At 46.6% G+C, this 18,907-nt stretch carries 18 protein-coding genes, 1 tRNA gene and 1 riboswitch; all 19 genes read right to left on the reverse strand.

Translation table 11 applies throughout. The features are described from left to right. Nucleotides 1-62 precede the first annotated feature (62 nt). The 19 genes from dusB to GPK88_RS10710 all read right to left on the reverse strand — a co-directional run bounded on the left by dusB (nt 63) and on the right by GPK88_RS10710 (nt 18,890). Entirely contained in the window at nt 63-1,031 is a 969-nt protein-coding gene (gene dusB / locus GPK88_RS10620; RefSeq protein ID WP_118063435.1) for a tRNA dihydrouridine synthase DusB, read from the reverse strand. A gap of 9 nt (nt 1,032-1,040) precedes the next feature. Next, nucleotides 1,041-1,409: a DUF6145 family protein gene (locus GPK88_RS10625; RefSeq protein ID WP_021975945.1), complete on the reverse strand. Its 369-nt coding sequence runs from the start codon at nt 1,407-1,409 to the stop codon at nt 1,041-1,043. A 14-nt stretch (nt 1,410-1,423) separates the two neighbouring features. Continuing rightward, the gene (locus GPK88_RS10630) at nt 1,424-2,230 is read right to left on the reverse strand and encodes a biotin--[acetyl-CoA-carboxylase] ligase (protein WP_148448284.1); all 807 of its coding nucleotides are present in this window, start codon (nt 2,228-2,230) and stop codon (nt 1,424-1,426) included. Then, complete coding sequence (argF, locus tag GPK88_RS10635; protein ID WP_021975947.1) at nt 2,230-3,228, reverse strand: ornithine carbamoyltransferase; 999 nt, start codon at nt 3,226-3,228, stop codon at nt 2,230-2,232. The genes GPK88_RS10630 and argF overlap by 1 nt, the downstream gene beginning before the upstream one ends. A 26-nt stretch (nt 3,229-3,254) precedes the next feature. Further along, nucleotides 3,255-4,196, reverse strand: coding sequence for an SPFH domain-containing protein (locus GPK88_RS10640; protein ID WP_195566838.1), 942 nt, complete (start codon nt 4,194-4,196; stop codon nt 3,255-3,257). 4 nt (nt 4,197-4,200) lie between these two features. Then, nucleotides 4,201-4,641, reverse strand: a complete 441-nt coding sequence (locus GPK88_RS10645) for an NfeD family protein (RefSeq protein ID WP_215707784.1) — start codon at nt 4,639-4,641, stop codon at nt 4,201-4,203. Nucleotides 4,642-4,656: 15 nt separating this feature from the next. Then, entirely contained in the window at nt 4,657-5,433 is a 777-nt protein-coding gene (locus GPK88_RS10650) for a TrmH family RNA methyltransferase (protein WP_021975950.1), read from the reverse strand. A 51-nt stretch (nt 5,434-5,484) separates the two neighbouring features. Beyond that, complete coding sequence (locus GPK88_RS10655; protein WP_021975951.1) at nt 5,485-6,144, reverse strand: potassium channel family protein; 660 nt, start codon at nt 6,142-6,144, stop codon at nt 5,485-5,487. Between the two features lie 13 nt (nt 6,145-6,157). After that, entirely contained in the window at nt 6,158-7,546 is a 1,389-nt protein-coding gene (locus tag GPK88_RS10660; RefSeq protein WP_330626667.1) for a TrkH family potassium uptake protein, read from the reverse strand. 11 nt (nt 7,547-7,557) lie between these two features. Continuing rightward, nucleotides 7,558-8,547 (reverse strand): 6-phosphofructokinase, encoded by a 990-nt coding sequence (pfkA, locus tag GPK88_RS10665; protein ID WP_195566840.1) that lies wholly within the window; start codon nt 8,545-8,547, stop codon nt 7,558-7,560. A gap of 68 nt (nt 8,548-8,615) precedes the next feature. Continuing rightward, a complete protein-coding gene (locus GPK88_RS10670) occupies nt 8,616-12,083 on the reverse strand; it encodes a DNA polymerase III subunit alpha (RefSeq protein ID WP_195566842.1) in 3,468 nt (1,155 codons plus the stop codon). Between the two features lie 105 nt (nt 12,084-12,188). Beyond that, the gene (locus GPK88_RS10675) at nt 12,189-13,031 is read right to left on the reverse strand and encodes a CvfB family protein (RefSeq protein ID WP_021975955.1); all 843 of its coding nucleotides are present in this window, start codon (nt 13,029-13,031) and stop codon (nt 12,189-12,191) included. A 192-nt stretch (nt 13,032-13,223) separates the two neighbouring features. Beyond that, entirely contained in the window at nt 13,224-14,810 is a 1,587-nt protein-coding gene (locus GPK88_RS10680) for a Na+/H+ antiporter NhaC family protein (protein ID WP_432365436.1), read from the reverse strand. A gap of 131 nt (nt 14,811-14,941) precedes the next feature. Then, nucleotides 14,942-15,112: riboswitch (Lysine riboswitch) on the reverse strand. A 128-nt stretch (nt 15,113-15,240) separates the two neighbouring features. Continuing rightward, nucleotides 15,241-15,489, reverse strand: coding sequence for a helix-turn-helix domain-containing protein (locus GPK88_RS10685; RefSeq protein WP_021975957.1), 249 nt, complete (start codon nt 15,487-15,489; stop codon nt 15,241-15,243). A gap of 296 nt (nt 15,490-15,785) precedes the next feature. Further along, complete coding sequence (locus GPK88_RS10690) at nt 15,786-16,481, reverse strand: L-ribulose-5-phosphate 4-epimerase (RefSeq protein ID WP_275945130.1); 696 nt, start codon at nt 16,479-16,481, stop codon at nt 15,786-15,788. Between the two features lie 75 nt (nt 16,482-16,556). Continuing rightward, on the reverse strand, nt 16,557-17,264 hold the full coding sequence (locus GPK88_RS10695) for an acyl-[acyl-carrier-protein] thioesterase (RefSeq protein ID WP_215707786.1): 708 nt from the start codon (nt 17,262-17,264) through the stop codon (nt 16,557-16,559). A 120-nt stretch (nt 17,265-17,384) separates the two neighbouring features. After that, nucleotides 17,385-17,456 (reverse strand) — tRNA-Gln (locus GPK88_RS10700). Between the two features lie 183 nt (nt 17,457-17,639). After that, complete coding sequence (locus tag GPK88_RS10705; RefSeq protein ID WP_195566848.1) at nt 17,640-18,407, reverse strand: GGDEF domain-containing protein; 768 nt, start codon at nt 18,405-18,407, stop codon at nt 17,640-17,642. A 6-nt stretch (nt 18,408-18,413) separates the two neighbouring features. After that, nucleotides 18,414-18,890: a hypothetical protein gene (locus tag GPK88_RS10710; protein WP_195566850.1), complete on the reverse strand. Its 477-nt coding sequence runs from the start codon at nt 18,888-18,890 to the stop codon at nt 18,414-18,416. Nucleotides 18,891-18,907 lie beyond the last annotated feature (17 nt).

Genomic DNA, 18,907 nt, shown 5'->3' on the forward strand with positions numbered 1-18,907 from the left:
CGACCCACTGACTGTAGCACGCGTTCTGTTCCTTGTCAATAGCCCTGGCGGTTTCTTCCTCTTTATCGTTCAAGAAGCATATCTGTAAGTTTTTTCAGTTCTTCATAACTTGCAATATTGTTGGATTCTCTCCGGATTCCGGCACTGTGCCGCATGCCTGCCGTATACCAGGCTACATGTTTCCGCATTTCACGGATTCCGATATATTCACCTTTGATTTCGATCTGGTTTCTGGCATGACGCAGGATCATTTCACAAACTTCCTCCACGGTTGGTTTCGGAAGTTTTTCTCCGGTAAGAAAATAGTGGTTCAGCTCCCGGAAGATCCACGGGTTTCCACGTACTGCACGGCCGATCATCACCGCATCACAGCCGGTTTCTTTAAACATGGCTGCTGCGGTTTCCGGTGAAATGATATCTCCGTTTCCGATCACGGGAATCGTCACCGCTTCCTTCACCCTGCGGATGGCATCCCAGTCTGCCTGTCCGGAATAATACTGCTGGCGGGTTCTTCCATGTACAGCAATGGCTGCTGCCCCGGCATCTTCCACACGTCTGGCGATTTCCACCACATCCACCGGTGTTTTATCATCAAAACCGATACGCACTTTCACAGTCACCGGCTTGGAAATGGCGCCGGAAACACTGCGTACGATCTCTTCGATCAGTTTAGGATTTTTCAGAAGTGCGGAGCCTTCCCCGTTGTTTACCACCTTGGGGACAGGGCATCCCATATTGATATCGAGAATGTCAAAAGGACGCTCCTCGATACTTTTTGCCACCTCTGCCATCAGATCCGGCTCACTGCCAAAAAGCTGCATGGATACCGGATGCTCCCCTGGATCGATCTCCATCAGTGCCTCTGTATTCTTATTGTGAAAAGAAATTGCCTTGGCGCTGACCATCTCCATACAGATCAGTCCTGCTCCCTGCTCCTTGCAAAGTCTTCGAAATGCCAGATCTGTAACCCCGGCCATCGGCGCAAGCACAAAGGGATTCGGGATCTCCACATTTCCGATCTTCCACTGCATCTTCATGGATCAGTCCTCAACTGTATCTGCTTTTTTCTTAAGTTCCTCGTCCGGGATATCTCCCAGGAAAAATACTTTGTAGTACATTTCCAGAGATTCCAGAAGCTCTCTTTTGTCACGCTGGAGTTCCTTGATCTTCAGCGCACTTCCGATCTCATCAAAACGGGCATCTGCCTCCAGTGCTTCTGTCTTAAACTGCAGGCTTCCGTCCTCGTCAAATTCCAGTGTCAGGATCCCGCCTACATCCTCTGTGAAAAGCACGCACATGATCTGCAGTTCCTGCTTTACTGCTTCCGGAAGGGACGCAAAATCCTGGTTAAAATAATATTTCTGCTCATATGAGCTCGCTCCGCAGAGCACAATGTTATCCTGATACATAAACTCTCCTTTATTTACACATAGCTGTACAGACCGCGCACAGAAACCTCTCCGGAATTTACTTCCTCAACAGTTCCATCTGCACGTTCCACCAGAAGTTCTCCGCCGGGGTTGATTCCCCTTGCAATTCCTTCGTATGGATTGTTCTGATCCAGCACACGTACCGGCTGGTTCAGATTGGCCAGAAGTTTCTCATAATCCGGTTTCAGGCCACTTAAATCTTCCGTCTCTACAAACTTCTCATAATTTTCCTCAAAGTGTTTCATCACAAGCCCGGTTACCTCTGCCCGGTCAAAAGGATGTCCGCTTTCCAGATACAGAGAAGTGGCTTTGTCCGCCATCTCTTCCGGGAAGCTGTCCATATTTACATTAATCCCGACTCCAATAACCGCACAGCCGATCTTATCCTGTTTCATGGTCATCTCGGTGAGGATGCCGCAGATTTTTTTGCGGGAAACTACCACGTCGTTGGGCCATTTGATTCCCACATCAAGACCAAGATCCTCAACTGCCTGAGCAACAGAAAGGCCCATGACCAGTGTCATCATCGGGGCCTTCTGAGGTGCAAATTCCGGGCAGATCAGAAGGCTCATGGTGATGGCGCTTTCCGGCGGTGCACTCCACCGTCTTGTGAAACGTCCGCGGCCTGCAGACTGATACTCCGCCACAAAAAGCTCACCATGTCCCGCTCCTTCTTCCTTCCAGGCACGTTTGCCCCAGAGGTTGGTGGAATCAATTTCTCTTGCAAAATGGACGGTTTTGCCCGCCCATTTTGTATGTGTTGCCTGTGAAATTATTTCTTCATTAAATAACTCTGCCATTATTTCTCCGGCTCTCCTAATGTAGCAACGATCACAGCCTTGATGGTATGCATACGGTTCTCTGCTTCGTCAAATACCTTGGACTGCGGAGACTCGAATACCTCGTCTGTAACCTCCATGTCTGTAAGGTTGAAACGCTCGCCCATCTCTTTTCCAATCTTTGTCTTAAGATCATGGAATGCAGGCAGGCAGTGAAGGAAGATTGCCTTCTCACCGGCGTTCTCCATTACATGTTTCGTAACTTTGTATGGTGTCAGGTCATGGATACGCTCTGTCCATACTTCGTCAGGCTCGCCCATGGATACCCATACATCTGTGTAGATAATGTCTGCATCTTTGGTTCCTGCCTCTACATCCTCTGTGAGAGTGATGGTGGAACCTGCCTCTTTTGCCCACTGCTGGCACTGTGCTACCAGTTCATCATTCGGGAAATATTTTTTATTGGTGCAGGCTACGAAATCGAGACCAAGTTTGGAGCATACAACCATGAGGGAGTTACCCATGTTGTAACGGGCATCACCCATGTATACAAGTTTCAGGCCTTTCAGTTTGCCGAAATGCTCACGTACTGTCAGCATATCTGCAAGCATCTGTGTCGGATGATACTCGTTTGTCAGACCATTCCATACCGGAACACCTGCATGTTTTGCAAGCTCCTCAACAATATCCTGGCCAAATCCGCGGTACTCAATTCCTTCATACATTCTTCCAAGAACTCTTGCTGTATCTGCGATGCTCTCTTTCTTTCCGATCTGGGAACCTGTCGGATCAAGATAAGTGGAACCCATTCCCAGATCATGAGCAGCTACTTCGAAGGAACAGCGTGTTCTTGTACTTGTTTTTTCAAAGATCAGGGCAATGTTCTTGCCTCTGTAATACTCATGAAGCTCTCCGGCTTTTTTCTTTGCTTTCAGGTCCGCTGCAAGATCGATCATGTAAGTGATCTCTTCCGGTGTAAAGTCTTTCAGTGTCAGGAAATTTCTTCCTTTAAGATTCATAATATATCCTCCTCACGGCTGCAGATTTATTTCTGCTCTGCCGGTTTATCTGTCATGATTTCCTTCAGGGATGTTGCCAGCCCTGCAATGCCCTGTATCTCGGACGGAATGATGATCTTCGTTGCCTTGCCGTCAGCAACCTTTGTAAGAGCCTCCAGGCTCTTCAGAGTAAGAACAGATTCATCTGCTCCTGCTTCCTTGATCATACGAAGTCCTTCTGCAGTTGCCTGCTGTACTTTAAGGACTGCCTGTGCCTGTCCTTCAGCCTCTTTGATCATACGCTCCTTCTGAGCCTCCGCATGAAGGATCGCCGCCTGCTTCTCAGCCTCAGCATCCAGGATAGCGGACTGTTTTTTACCCTCTGCAACAAGGATGGTTGAACGTTTCTCTCCTTCTGCTTTCAGGATGGCTTCTCGTCTCTCACGCTCAGCCTTCATCTGTTTCTCCATGGCATCCTGGATGGCTGCCGGAGGAATGATGTTCTTAAGCTCCACACGGTTAACCTTGATTCCCCATGGATCTGTAGCCACATCAAGGGAAGCACGCATCTTGGTATTGATAACCTCTCGGGATGTCAGTGTCTCATCCAGTTCCATATCACCGATGATATTACGAAGTGTTGTAGCAGAAAGATTCTCGATAGCCATGATCGGATTCTCAACGCCATATGCATAAAGCTTCGGATCTGTGATCTGGAAAAATACAACGGTATCGATCTGCATGGTTACGTTATCTTTCGTAATCACCGGCTGCGGTGGAAAATCCACAACCTGCTCTTTTAAGTTTACTCTTCTTGCAACACGCTCAATGAACGGAACCTTGAAATGAATACCTGTGCTCCAGGTAGCTTTGTAAGCGCCAAGACGTTCCAGTACCACAGCATAAGCCTGCGGCACAATGCGGATGCAGGATGCAAGTACCCACAATACAAGAACGATGACTACAAGCAAAACAATAACTCCACCCATAATTTTAGCCCTCCTTATTATCTTCTTTTACGATCAGCTTCACTCCGCGGATCTCTTTGATCTCAACTACTGCACCGGCCGGTATTTCAACCGATTCGTCGGCTGAACGTGCCGTCCATTCGATATCATTGATCCGCACCTGCCCGGTCTGAGCCAGGTTGTTGATTGGCTGTATCACTACGGCCCTTTTTCCCAGAAGGCTCTCTGCATTGGTCTTCTCCACGCCCTTGTTCATGTAGCGAACCGCCAGAGGTCTGGTAAAGATCAGAAGCACCACGGAAACTCCGAAAAATAAAAGGAGCTGTACAACAATTCCCCCGCCGAGCCACGAGACAATGCACGCCACAAGAGCACCGCCTGCAAACCAGACAGTGGTAAGTCCTACCGTGATCACTTCAATTACCAGTAAAATTGCCAGTATTCCAAGCCAGGCCAAAGGTGTCATAAAACCCCTCCTCTCTTATTCTCTTCTCTGTCTTGCAGCTTCATACATCAAAATCCCCGATGCCATAGCAGCATTCAGCGATTCTACTTTTCCGCACATCGGGATGCGTATCAGGCAGTCTGCTGCGTCCGCAGCCTGGTCTGTAAGACCTTTTCCCTCGTTTCCGATAAAAAATGCGGTACCACCTTTATAGGATTCATGATCGTAGGAATTCTCACCTTTCAGATGAGCTGCAAAACTGCGGATTCCTTTTTCTTTCAGCTTCTTTTCTAATGATACCACATCTTCCACATATAGAAAAGGCATTCTGTAAATGGAGCCCATGGTAGAACGGATCACCTTGGGATTTGTGATATCCACACAGGTTTTTGTAAGAAAAACGCCGCTCACGCCGGCACCCTCACCGGTCCTAAGAATGGTTCCCGCATTTCCCGGATCCTGAAGATCTTCAAGGACCATGACCAGAGGATTTTCTCCTGCCAGTACTTCTTCCTCGCTCCAGGAAGGCAGTTTCAGAACGGTAAGGATTCCCTGGGGAGTCTTGGTATCACACATCTGACGGAATACGGAATCTTTCACGATCTCATAAGGATATTTCTCTACCTGAGCCATCAGTTCCCCATCCTGGGAAAAAGTCTCAGAGACAAACACCTGAAAAACCCAGTTTTCCGGTGCTTCCAGGAACATCTTCCGGCCTTCTGCCACAAAAAGTCCCTGTTCTCTTCTGGCTTTTGCCTTCTGGTTCAGTTGCATGACATTTTTTATTTTTGCATTTGATACGCTGGTTATCATACTTTTTATCTTACTCCTTGCACTTATCCTGTTTACGGAATCTTCGAAAAATCACTTCATAAACGCCGGTTCCGCATTAAGATCCTTATTTTTTCCAATGGCGATTATGGAACAGCGGTCCGGAAGCGGCTCGGACGGTTTCAGATCTACTGTGACATTTTCGCCCTGTTTAATACCAATGATATTGATGTGAAAACGCTCACGTACATTCAGATCTATCAGGCTTTTTCCAACCCATGACTCCGGAATGGAAAACTCCGCCATACTGAATTCCGCCGAAAGTTCAAATACATCCAGATATCCGCCGGACAGGAGATTTCTGGCAACACGGAGTCCCATGGCCTGTTCCGGATAAATGATTTTATCTGCACCGATTTTGTCAAGAATACGTCCATGAAGAGAATTCATGCTTTTTGCAACTACAAAGGGAACTCCCAGATCCTTGGCCTGCATGGTTGCGGAAATGCTGGCTTCCAGATTTTCGGCAACTGCGATAATGGCCACATCCACATTCTGAACTCCCAGTGCTTTCAGGATTCCAGGTTCACGGACATCTGCTTTCACCGCGTAGGTTACTTTTTCGGAAATCTCTTCGATATTTTCTTCTTTGTCGTCAATGGCAAGGACATCACAGTCGGACTCTGCCAGCGTCACCGCCAGAGTCATTCCAAACTGTCCAAGCCCGATCACAGCAAAAGATTTATTTTTCATTTTATTCTCCTGTTTAACCGATCATGATATCTTCTTCCCCGAGATGAGTCGTGCTTCCCGGCCTGTTACGCACACGCACCACAACTGCAGTTCCCAGTGTCAGTGGTCCGATACGTCCCAGATACATGGTAAGGATCACGATCCACTTGCCTGCCACATTCAGCTGAGGTGTCAGTCCTCTGGAAAGTCCTACTGTAGCCCCCGCAGAAGTGATCTCATATAAAACATCTGCCAGATCCACTCCCGGCATTACTGCGGACAAAAGCACCGTCATGGTAAAAAGGATCAACACACTGGTTCCTGCAACAACCATGGCAGAACGGAGATAGCTCTCACGGATCCTGCGGCCGTATACCTCTACATCCTTTTTTCCCTGAAGATATGCTGCAATAGAAAGGATCAGAACCGCAATGGTAGTAGTCTTCACACCACCGGCAGTGCCCATGGGTGATCCTCCGATAAACATCCACAGTAGGGAAATGATCACGGTAGGTGTGGACAAAAGCGACTGATCCATGGTATAAAATCCCGCCGTACGTGTTGTCACTGACTGGAAAAAGGATGCCATGAGCTTTGTTCCCAGTGGTGCCCCCTTTAGCGTGGAAGGGTTTCCGGATTCAAAGATAAATACCAGAAATGCTCCTGAAAATACCAGGATCCCGGTCATCGTAAGGACCAGCTTGCTCTGAAGCCGCAGTACACGAAAAATTCTGGATGGGGAGAGCTCTTTTCTCAGAACCTTGCGGAATTTATCCCACAGATCCCACCAGACGATAAATCCAAGACCTGACACAATGATCAGGCCAATCGTAGTGATATTGACCAGCGGATTGCTCACATATACCGAAAGGCTTGTTTCCCCGAAAAGATCGATCCCTGCGTTGCAGAATGCAGATACCGCCAGAAATATGGCATGCACCAGACCTTTTTTTATTCCAAATTCCGGTACAAAGCAAAACGCATACAGGACCGCACCGATTCCTTCTGCAAGAAACACGCATTTCACCACACTGCGGACTACAGCCACGACTCCACCCATTTCATCCAGGTTATAGGATTCCTTGATGATCCGCCGGTTTTTCAGGGAAATTTTTCTGCGGAGGCTGATAAAGATCATATTGGCAAGGGCAATCAGTCCGATGCCTCCAATCTGTATCAGACATAGTATGACAATTTTTCCGATGTGGCTCCACTGCGTCGCCATAACAACTGTGGAAAGTCCTGTCACACATACGCTGGTTGCTGCTGTAAAAACAGCATCCGGGAAGGTAACAGCCTGCCCGGGTGCACTGCAGAACGGCAGCCATAAAATAAGTCCGCCTACAAAAATCACCCCCGCAAAGCCGAGGGCAATTATTTGTGACGTATTCAGTTTATGCAATCCGTCTGAAACTTTTTTCAAGTTCATATTTTTTATTTATTGTAGTTGTGAGAAAGGGAATTGCAAACCTCCCACATGTATGGGTCTACATTCTTCTGCATTGCAAGAGCCTCGTTGATATCGAAGTCGACGAACTCTCCGTGACGGTATCCAACAACACGGCTGCGTTTACCGGCAACAAGAAGGTCTACTGCAAGAGCACCCATCATAGACGCATATACACGGTCCTTACATGTCGGGCTTCCACCACGCTGCATGTGGCCAAGGATAGTAGCACGTGTCTCAATACCTGTTGCGGCCTCGATACGTTTTGCCATAGCTTCTGAATGACCGATACCCTCGGCATTTACGATAATGTGGTGTTTTTTACCTTTTTTACGGCTCTCTACAATGTTATCAATAAGTCTCTGCTCATCATAATCATATTTCTCCGGGATCAGGATATCCTCAGCACCGTTTGCGATACCGCACCATACTGCAAGGTATCCGGCGTTACGTCCCATAACCTCGATGATACTGCATCTCTCATGGGATGTGGAAGTATCACGTACCTTGTCGATGGCTTCCATCGCTGTGTTTACAGCTGTATCGAAACCGATGGTGTACTCGGTACATGCGATATCAAGGTCAATGGTTCCCGGCAGGCCAATGGTATTGATTCCAAGGTTCGCAAGTTTCTGAGCACCTGCGAAGGAACCGTCTCCACCGATAACAACAAGGCCGTCGATTCCATGCTTTCTGCAGATCTCCGCCGCCTGCTGCTGTCCTTCCTCTGTTCTCATCTCTGCACATCTGGCAGTATAAAGAATTGTTCCGCCTCGCTCAATCGTATCGGAAACATCTCTTGCTGTCATGTCTTTGATCTCTTCGTTTAAGAGACCGCTGTATCCTTTATAGATTCCCTTTACGTTCAGTCCGCTGCTTAATCCTCTTCTGACAACAGCACGGATTGCAGCATTCATTCCAGGTGCGTCACCGCCACTGGTCAAAACGCCGATCGTTTTGATTTTGTTCTCTGCCATATTGTTATCCTCCATCTTATGAAACAACCTATTGTAATACACATATTCGGATATAGTTTATAGCATTTTTATAAGTTTTTCAATACTCTGTCCACAATTTTAACATTGAAACTTCCATATTTTTCACCCATACGTTCCAGCCAGGAATCCTCGATATGGACCTGATAAGCAGGTGGAAGTTTCTTCATTGCCTTCACATCTTTGAGATAAATAACTACGGTGCTGTTTCCTCTGGATTCCATCAGATCATCTACCAGACCTGTCTCGGCTTTTGCGTAGTCTTCACGGCTTTCGAACTGAATCCAGAGTTCTTTTGGCATATCGTCAAACATGCGGACTTTTTCCAGGATCAGTTTGCTGGCTTTATCGTCTTCCGCAGATACTCTTCCCTGGATAAAAAGTCTGGCATCTTCGTTCAGGAACATCTGGCACTTTTCGTAATCACGTGGAAATACCACAACTTCTACGGTACCTACCAGATCTTCCACGGTGAGGAACGCCATTACCTTGTTATTCTTTGTATATTTTATGGTTTTATCCGTGATCATTCCGCCTACGATCACTTTCTGATTGTCGTAAACTTCCGGAATTCCGGTTTCATCATCCGGCTGGAAATCCGAAGTTTTTGCGGAGATCATTTTTTCCATCATATTCCGGTAGCGCTCCAGTGGATGACCACTGAGATAGATGCCAAGCACTTCTTTTTCGAAAGTCAGGATGATCTCTTTGGGATATTCCTCAACCTGCGGCATACGGATTTCGAATTCCTTTTTGTCCTCTTCAGAAGCAATATCAAAAAGGCTCAGCTGTCCGGCCATGGTGTACTTTTTGTCCTGGTTGATGCTGTCGATGATCTGTGTATATATGGTCATCTTTTGCTTACGGTTTCCTTCCAGACAGTCCAGCGCTCCGGCCTTGATCAGGTTCTCCACAACACGCTTGTTGATCTGGTCGATGTTCCGCTCCACAAAAGTCTTCAGGGAAGTGTATTCCCCGTGCTCCTCACGTTCCCTCACAATTCCTTCAATAACCGGACGGCCGATGCTCTTGATGGCAGAAAGTGCATAACGGATGGCACCGTTGTCAACAGAAAAACCATAAACACCATGATTGATATCCGGCGGAAGGATCTGGATTCCCATCTGACGGCACACGGAAATATACTCTGCAACCTTGTTTGGCATTTCCACAACGGATGTCATCAGCGCAGCCATGAATTCTACCGGATAGTAATATTTCAGATATGCGGTTTGGTAAGAAACCACCGCATAGGCGGCAGCATGAGACTTATTGAAGGCATACTTCGCAAAGTCTGTCATCTCATCGTAGATCTTGTTTGCGATCTCCTCGGAGATGCCATTGGCGATACAGCCCGGAACCCCCTCTTCCACATTTCCGTAAACGAAATTCTGGCGCTCTTTTGCCATAACAGAAGCTTTCTTCTTGGACATGGCACGGCGCACCAGGTCGCTTCGTCCAAGAGTATAGCCTGCAAGATCACGGACGATCTGCATAACCTGCTCCTGGTATACGATACAGCCATAGGTCGGCTTTAGGATGGGCTCCATCTGCGGGCAGTCATAACGGATGGTATCCGGACGGTTTTTTCCGCGGATGTACTGCGGAATGAAATCCATGGGACCCGGACGGTAAAGGGAAATTCCCGCGATGACATCCTCAAGGCTCTGAGGCTTCAGTTCCTTCATGAAGTTTTTCATTCCGGCACTCTCAAGCTGGAACACACCGTCAGTACGTCCTGTTCCGAGAGAATCCAGTACTTTTTTGTCGTTGTAATCAATTTTCTGCATATCCAGGAAAACGCCGGTACTCTGTTCTATCATTTTTACCGCGTTCTGGATAACGGTCAGGGTACGTAATCCCAGGAAATCCATTTTCAGAAGACCCAGTTCTTCCAGTGTTGTCATGGTAAACTGGGTGACAATGGAACCGTCCTGGGCTCTGGAAAGAGGTACGTATTCCGATACGTCTTTCTGGCTGATCACAACACCTGCTGCATGCATGGAAGTATGTCTTGGCAGCCCCTCCAGACGCTTGGCAAGGTCGATCAGGCGGTGGATATCTTCCTGTTCCTCATAGGCTTTCCGGAACTCCGGATTCATTCCCAGTGCCTTATCAATGGTGATATTTGGCTCCTGTGGAACCATCTTGGCGATGGTGTCTACCTGGGCATAAGGCATGTCCAGAACACGGCCTACATCACGGATCACACCGCGGGCTGCCAAAGTACCGAAGGTAACGATCTGAACCACGCAGTCATCGCCATATTTCCGCCGTACATAATCGATAACTTCCTGTCTTCGTTCAAAGCAGAAGTCCACATCAATATCCGGCATGGATACTCGTTCCGGATTCAGGAAACGCTCAAAGAGAAGATCATACCGGATCGGATCCAGCTGGGTGATCCCAAGTGTATAGGCAACCAGGCTTCCTGCGGCGGAACCTCGTCCCGGGCCGACCATGATATCATTGTCTCTGGCATATTTGATGAAGTCCCACACAATGAGGAAGTAATCTACATATCCCATGTTTTTGATGGTGGACAGCTCATAATCCAGGCGTTTTTTCAGCGCATCGGTTACCGGATGATAACGCTGTTCCAGCCCTTCATGGCAAAGCTTGTTCAGATACTCCCAGGAGGTCAGTCCGTCGGGCACATCATATTTCGGCAGCTTGGTCACGCCGAATTCGATCTCCACGTGGCAGCGCAGCGCGATCTTGTGGGTATTTTCCAGAGCTTCCAGAGCATATGGAAAAAGTCTCGCCATCTCTTCTGGAGATTTCACATAATACTGGCCGCCCTCATAGCGCATTCTGTTCTCATCGCTGAGTTTTTTCTGGGTCTGCAGACAGAGGAGCACGTCATGGGGCTCCGCATCCTCAGCCATGGTATAATGCACGTCATTGGTAGCAACCAGGTCGATTCCTGTCTCTCTGTGCATGCGGAGAAGCTGCTGGTTTACCGTCTGCTGCTCCGGAATTCCATGATCCTGAAGCTCCAGGAAGAAATTTCCTTTTCCAAAAATATCCTGATAACGCAGGGCTGCGATCTTTGCATCCTCATACATTCCACGGGCAAGATACCTTGCGACCTCTCCTGCCAGGCAGGCACTTAAGGCAATAATCCCCTCGTGATATTTTTCCAGAAGTTCCAGATCCACACGTGGCTTGTAATAAAAGCCTTCCACAAATGCCTTGGATACAATCTTCATCAGGTTGCTGTATCCCTGATTATTCTCGGCCAGCAGAACCAGGTGGTAATAACGGTCATCGCCACTTCCCACTTCACGGTCAAAGCGGGAACCCGGAGCCACATAAACCTCACATCCCAGGATGGGATTGATCCCGGCTTCTCTGGCAGCCCTGTAAAAATCGATCACACCATACATAACGCCATGATCGGTGATCGCCGCGCTGTCCATTCCCAGTTCTTTTACTCTGGCTACATACTCTTTGATCTTATTGGAGCCATCCAGAAGACTGTATTCTGTATGGACATGTAAATGTGTAAACTCCAAATTTTTCTCTCCTTACTGTAAAAACAGGGCTCCGGATCCTCCCCGCTCTGCACTTTTCTCGGAACGTGCCGGAGCGTGTCTGATCCGGAGCCGGTCAACACCTTGTTATTTTTTAATGTAGATCCTCTTATCACGGATCTCTACTTTTCCTTCTTTCATCAGATGGCCGACCGCACGCTTGAATGCGTTCTTGCTGAGACCAAACTCTCTCTTGATGACTTCCGGTGAAGCATGATCATCAAATGGCAGCACGCCTGCAAATTCCTCGATCACGCTGAGTACGCTCTCTGCATCTTCATTGATCTGGATGTAAGCTTTCTGACGGTCGCTGACATTCATCTTTCCATCCTCTTTTACCTCAGTGACACGAAGATCAAGAATAGCTCCCGGTCTGTATTTGCCGGTTGCCTCTCTTGCAGGGATCAGTGCGGAATATTTATCATCTACTGCAACAAATACACCGAAGTTTCCGCTGATCTCATAGACACGGCCCTTCACCATATCTCCCGGTACATAAGGAGTTCTGGTGGAAAGATAATGATACACTTTCATAGTTGCACAGAGTCTGCTGCTCTTATCTACATAAAGAGCTACCAGGCACTCCTCACCTTCACGTACTCTGTTGGTCTGCTCATGGTATGGAAGAAGAAGATCCTTCTCCAGTCCCCAGTCAAGAAAAGCTCCTATTCTGGTGACCTGTTTAACCTTGAGGACTGCTGTCTGTCCCACCTGGAGCATCGGCTCACGGGTAGTCGCAATCAGTCTGTCCTGAGAATCTTTGTAGATGAATACCTCGATCTCATCACCTACTTTGGTTCCTTCCGGTACCTGTTTGGACGGAAGAAGCACACGCTCGTTCTGAGGTGCGTTTCGGTCCTCTCCAAGATATATTCCGAAATCTACGGTTTTTACAACCAGTAATTTCTGTTTTTTACCTAATTCTATCATTCTTACTCCTGTTCCTAAAAAATATATATGTTCATTTACTGTTTGCTGTCTGTCCTGCATTATAACATAAGAGAATTATTATAGAAAGCACAAAAAAGGCAGCTTTGGAAATTTCTTTCCGTCACTGCCTTTTATCGGTCGGTTATGCGGATATCTGTGATCCGCATCCGGTCCATCTGTTTTTTTACTAATTTATTCTGTCGGTTTCTCAATCGGCATCGGGTTTTTCATCTTGATAACAAAAAGTACGATCAGCATCAGCACGATTCCAACCGGAAGCGCGATCCATGCTGTTTTTACAAAACCGGCAACAATATACGTTACGAAAGATACTGCCGCAGCTACGATCGCGTATGGAAGCTGTGTGGAAACGTGAGTTACGTGATCACACTGTGCTCCTGCGGAAGCCATGATGGTTGTATCGGAAATCGGTGAGCAATGATCTCCACATACCGCACCTGCCATGCAGGCAGACATGGAAATGATCATCATCTCAGGGCTGGATTTCTCAAATACCGCAACAACGATCGGGATCAGGATACCAAAAGTTCCCCAGGAAGTACCTGTAGCAAATGCAAGTCCGCATCCAACCAGGAAAATAATGGCCGGAAGGATAACTTCAATACCACCGGCAACAGAACGCATTGCTTCTTCTACGAATACCGCTGCACCAAGTGAGTCTGTCATAGCCTTCAGTGTCCATGCAAAGGTCAGGATCATGATCGCCGGTACCATAGCCTTGAAGCCTTCCGGGATGCATCCCATACAGTCTCTGAAATTGACCACACGGCGGATCATATAGAAGATAATGGCAAACACCAGACCAAAGGCACTTCCCATTGCAAGGCCTGTAGAGGCATCACTCTGTGAAAATGCGGTAACAAAATCTGTTCCGCTGAAAAATCCTCCTGTGTAGATCATACTGATGACACAGCAGATAACAAGCACAACGATCGGGATCACAAGATCGATCACCCTTCCTCTTGGATTCGGTGTCTCATCATCCGTTGCATTCTCATAAGGTCTTGCAGATGTTGTATAAAGATCTCCGTTCAGTGCGTTGATCTCATGTGTTTTCATGGCACCAAATTCGGTTTTCATCAGCACCATGCCAACCATCATTACGATCGTGAGAATTGCGTAAAAGTTATACGGAATGGTTCTTACAAAGATTGCAAGTCCATCCTGTCCTTCTACGAATCCGCTGACTGCTGCTGCCCAGGATGAGATCGGTGCGATGATACATACCGGAGCAGCTGTTGCATCAATCAGGTATGCAAATTTCGCTCTGGATACGTGATGTCTGTCAGTTACCGGACGCATAACGCTTCCTACTGTTAGGCAGTTAAAATAATCGTCAATGAAGATCAGGATTCCAAGGATGATCGCTGCAAGTTCCGCGCCCACACGAGTGTGGATCTTTTTGCTGGCCCATCGTCCGAATGCGGCGGAGCCGCCGGCCTTGTTCATCATACATACCACAGATCCCAGGATTACCAGGAAGATCAGGATACCTACGTTATAGCTGTCAGAAAGAACCTTGATGATTCCTCCCTCAAAAATCTGTGTTACGGTTCCTTCGAATTTGAATCCGGAATAAAGCAGTGCTCCTACTACAATTCCCACAAACAGAGAACTGTATACTTCTTTTGTGATCAGCGCAAGGATGATCGCTACAAGAGGTGGAAGCAGTGCCCAGATTGTTGCATACAGAGCAGGCTGATAAGTCTCCTCCGCATCCGCAGCCAGCACAGTCAGGGGACTTGCCAGTGCGCCCATGAATACCATTGCCATAACAGACAATGCTGTTCCTGCTTTTTTACTCATTTTTCTCCTCCCTTTTCGGGGACAAAAAAACGGAGGCTGTCCCTTCTTAAGAACACCTCCGGTTAAATAATCTTCTTTATTCAACTTACGATAGCGCTCCACATCCGTGACAGTACAACGCATATTCTGCGTTATCCCAGTACCCTGTCATCTGGCCTTTCAGAGCACTTCGGCAGATTTTCCTTTCTTTATGGACAGCCTGCCAGGGCCTCTCGTCCATAAATACTGATAAAATCCGCGCCTCTATCTCTTTATCCGTGACCGTTTACCCCCGCAAGGTTTCCCGGTCGCCTTTTTTCTTTATACTGTAGCAGTTTCCGACATAAATATCAAGTAGTTTGCTGTATAAATATCAGTCATACCAATTATCATGCTGCTGATCTCAGGAGCACTCTTCGTTCAGCAACCACTTCACATCCACACCCAGCACTTTTGCAAACACTCTCAGTTCATAATCTGCCACAAAACGTTCTCCGCCTTCGATCCTGCTGATACTGTCACGTTCCAGCATCACACCTTCCACCTGCATTTTTGCCGCCAGATCTGACTGTGACATCCGTTTTATATTTCTCATCTGACGTATTTTTTCTCCGGAAACGTTCTTTCTTCCCTGATAAGTGTAAATTTTCATCCTGCCACCTGTTTTCCAAAATGTGTTAATGTTCTGCATTTTTCTTGACATTAGCACATATTTTGATGGCACCTGTGTTAAAGGTCAGCAAATCTGGTTTTTTTCGACAAAAAATGAACATTTCTTCATTGTTTTACCCTGGATAGTATCTTTTACAGGACACTATTGTATCAGTAAAACAGTTATTCCATTCTGAATTACTGCCCGCCCGTAAACGGCACCTCTCCACAATTTATATTCCACAAAAAAAGAATGCCACACTTTTCCATGTGACATTCTTCTGCTTCTTTTTTTTCTTATTTATTTCCCTGTCCATAGTAGGCATTTGCGCCATGTTTTCTGTAGTAATGTTTATCCTGAAGCTCCTGCGGCGCCGGTTTTACATCCGGATTGATCAGCTCGCAGCGGGAAGCCATCTTGGCAACTTCTTCCAGGACAACTGCGTTGTGAACAGCCTCATGTGCATCTTTTCCCCAGGTAAACGGTCCGTGGTTTTTGCAGAGGACTGCCGGAACTGCTTCGTAATCTTTATCTTTGAAATAGTCGGCAATGAGAATACCGGTATTTTTCTCATAGGCTTCCTCGATCTCATCTTTTGTCAGGTTACGCACGCATGGAACTTCTCCGTAAATATAGTCCGCATGTGTGGTTCCGTAACACGGAATGGATCTTCCTGCCTGTGCCCAGCTTGTAGCCCAGGATGAATGAGTATGCACAATACCTCCGATATTCGGAAACGCATTGTAAAGTACCACATGTGTGGCTGTATCAGAAGATGGATTGTATTTACCCTCAACCTTGTTTCCCTCAAGGTCAACAACAACCATGTCTTCCGGTGTCAGTTTATCATAATCCACACCGCTTGGTTTGATGACAAAAAGTCCTTTTTCTCTGTCGATGCCGCTGACATTTCCCCAGGTAAACGTAACCAGGCCATATTTCGGCAGATCCATGTTTGCTCTGTAAACTTCTTCTTTTAATTTTTCCAGCATTGCGTTTCCTCCCTTTTATAAAGTGTCTTTACAATCCACTTCGTAATATATCCATGCTGTTTAAAACAGCTCTGATTACTTTGTAAATTCCACCACAGCGTAGGGTTCCTGATCTTCCGCATTGAGAACTACCGTTGCCTTATTTGCTTCCATATATACTTCCGGAATCATTACATTTCCAAGGACAGCCTGTCTCTTGTACTCCACACGAAGCTGATGGACCGCAAAATCCTCCGGCAGAAAATCAGCTGCCATTCGGATATACTGGCAGTTGTTTACGTGGTGGTTCGTATCCAGATGATGTTTCTGTACGGCAAAAGATTCCTGCGACTTCCGTTCTTTCGGAAGTGCGATCTTTCTCGGTGCATAATCCATTTCCATCTTCTCGCCCAGGTCATAAGGGTCGGTATCTGCTGCTGTCAGCTTTTCCGGAAGTCCTGTCTCTGTGTTGATAAAGGACCAGTAAGAATTCGCCCAGGCCAGTCTCTCGCCATCCGCTGTCTCAAGAATAAAATTACGCATTCCGATGAAACCACGGAATCCATAAGGAATGGTCGTTACTTTTATATTTTCACCAAGCTTCGGATATCTCTTCACAATTACCTGCCATGCGGAAAGTACCCAGGCTCTTTTCTGTACCTTTAATGCTTCCATTCCGAGACCTGTCTGTTCAGATTCAAAGGTACAGCAGTCCTGAAAATAATCCAGAACTCCCGGCAGCGTCAGGCAGCCATTCTCTCCGATCTCACTGAATCTTACGCGACTTTCAAAACTGTAGCTCATAATGTGCCTCCTGTTATACTGTCTGCAAATTTATTGTATCACTTGTTCTAAAGAAACACACTTGTTTTTTCTCTTATTTCATAGAACAAAAAAGCACCTCTCATCGAGGTGCTCAAGAAGCAGGGCTACAAGGATTCGAACCTTGAACTGACGGAGTCAGAGTCCGTTGCCTTACCGTTTGGCGATAGCCCTATGTGTTTTTGTTTCGCTTGCCTTATCGCTTGCGACGAATGATATTATATAACAGCTTTTTTAAAATTGCAACCCCTTTTTTTAAATTTTTTTATTTTTTTCTAAAAAACTTTTCCAAAGTGCCGGGAAGCCTTATTTTATGCGGCTTCCCGGCATTTTTCAGTTATACAGTAAAACAAATATTTATATTCCAAGTTCACTCTGATATTCTTTTTTATGTTCCCTCTTCTGATTATACATCACTTCGTCAGCCTCATGAAGCAATGTATCCAGATCTACCTTATCATGATTCCGGGGAACTCCTACAATTCCGCAACTGAAACTGCGGGCATAATTTGTTTTTTCTCTCAGGACAAACTGTTTCTGAATATCTGACAGGCGCTTCCTTGCATCATCGCCTGCACAATCCCGCATCAGAATGCAAAATTCATCTCCACCAATCCGGGCAAAAATATCTTCTTCACGGATATTTTCATTTACGATCCTGACAAAAAAGCGGATATATGCATCACCCTCCTGATGTCCAAACGTATCATTGATATATTTCAGGTGATCCAGGTCACAGTAGCAGACCGAAATCTGCTCCCCTGTTTGCAGAATCTCTTCTGCCTTTTCTTTCAGATAAAAACGGTTTCCGATCCTGGTAAGCATATCCTGGTATGCTTCTGCTTTCAGCTGTTCTTCCTTAACTCTCGTCTCTGTAACTTCCTGAACAATATTCACATAAGCCCATTCACCCTGCCATTTCATCTTGCCGGTAGTAATGGCATAAAATCGGTGATCAGAATCTTCTGCTTCCCACTTCCATTCATACAGTTCCTTTCGTCTGTTATTCTTCTGCGTTTTCTGCTCAATCTGACCGATCCACTGCTTATAAACATCCCAGTTCCGTACTTCATCCTCCGTTCTCCGGTTGCTGTACAGAAGGCTCTTTCCGTCCAGACTAATCACCAGGATCTACTTTTCACTTCTCGCGATCAGTTCCATCAGAAGCTGGCTGTAGCTCTCCGCCATCTCTGCATGTTTCTTCTCCTGCTCGGCAATAAGCTTCAGGGACTTTTCTCTTTCCCGGAGCTGCTCTGTCATGGTATTAAAAGCTTCCGAAAATTCCCCCAGATAAGAAACTGTCTGGGAATAATCCCCCTTGGCTACCTGCTTGGCCTGCCAGGTCAGATGATTCAGGTTCGCATGGATATTTTTGAGATTTTCACACAGAAAATTCTCTCTGGCGGGCTTAAAGCTGGAAAGGTCTCCTTTGGATAATGCGGCAGAACATTGTTTCATTTCCTTTACTGCCGTTTCCAGATACTGCAAACCCATTCCGAGTTTCTGAAAAGGCTCATCCAGACTGTCTATCTCCAAAGGCTTTACCTCAGAGTCGTATAAAATTGATCTCAGATATTCAAATAACAGTTCGCAGTTTCTGTCTTCCATTTATCAAACCTCTATTC

It is taken from the genome of Blautia sp. MCC269, assembly GCF_018785655.1.
GTDB lineage: Bacteria > Bacillota > Clostridia > Lachnospirales > Lachnospiraceae > Blautia_A.

Excerpts from the sequence above, each read along its gene's own strand:
- GPK88_RS10645 (WP_215707784.1), bottom strand. The coding sequence starts at position 4,641 with ATGACACCTTTGGCCTGGCTTGGAATACTGGCAATTTTACTGGTAATT.
- argF (WP_021975947.1), bottom strand. The coding sequence starts at position 3,228 with ATGAATCTTAAAGGAAGAAATTTCCTGACACTGAAAGACTTTACACCG.
- GPK88_RS10640 (WP_195566838.1), bottom strand. The coding sequence starts at position 4,196 with ATGGGTGGAGTTATTGTTTTGCTTGTAGTCATCGTTCTTGTATTGTGG.
- GPK88_RS10695 (WP_215707786.1), bottom strand. The coding sequence starts at position 17,264 with ATGAGCTACAGTTTTGAAAGTCGCGTAAGATTCAGTGAGATCGGAGAG.
- GPK88_RS10690 (WP_275945130.1), bottom strand. The coding sequence starts at position 16,481 with ATGCTGGAAAAATTAAAAGAAGAAGTTTACAGAGCAAACATGGATCTG.
- GPK88_RS10685 (WP_021975957.1), bottom strand. The coding sequence starts at position 15,489 with ATGAAAATTTACACTTATCAGGGAAGAAAGAACGTTTCCGGAGAAAAA.
- GPK88_RS10625 (WP_021975945.1), bottom strand. The coding sequence starts at position 1,409 with ATGTATCAGGATAACATTGTGCTCTGCGGAGCGAGCTCATATGAGCAG.
- GPK88_RS10650 (WP_021975950.1), bottom strand. The coding sequence starts at position 5,433 with ATGATAACCAGCGTATCAAATGCAAAAATAAAAAATGTCATGCAACTG.
- pfkA (WP_195566840.1), bottom strand. The coding sequence starts at position 8,547 with ATGGCAGAGAACAAAATCAAAACGATCGGCGTTTTGACCAGTGGCGGT.
- GPK88_RS10630 (WP_148448284.1), bottom strand. The coding sequence starts at position 2,230 with ATGGCAGAGTTATTTAATGAAGAAATAATTTCACAGGCAACACATACA.
- GPK88_RS10675 (WP_021975955.1), bottom strand. The coding sequence starts at position 13,031 with ATGATAGAATTAGGTAAAAAACAGAAATTACTGGTTGTAAAAACCGTA.
- GPK88_RS10655 (WP_021975951.1), bottom strand. The coding sequence starts at position 6,144 with ATGAAAAATAAATCTTTTGCTGTGATCGGGCTTGGACAGTTTGGAATG.
- GPK88_RS10710 (WP_195566850.1), bottom strand. The coding sequence starts at position 18,890 with ATGGAAGACAGAAACTGCGAACTGTTATTTGAATATCTGAGATCAATT.
- GPK88_RS10680 (WP_432365436.1), bottom strand. The coding sequence starts at position 14,810 with ATGGGCGCACTGGCAAGTCCCCTGACTGTGCTGGCTGCGGATGCGGAG.
- dusB (WP_118063435.1), bottom strand. The coding sequence starts at position 1,031 with ATGCAGTGGAAGATCGGAAATGTGGAGATCCCGAATCCCTTTGTGCTT.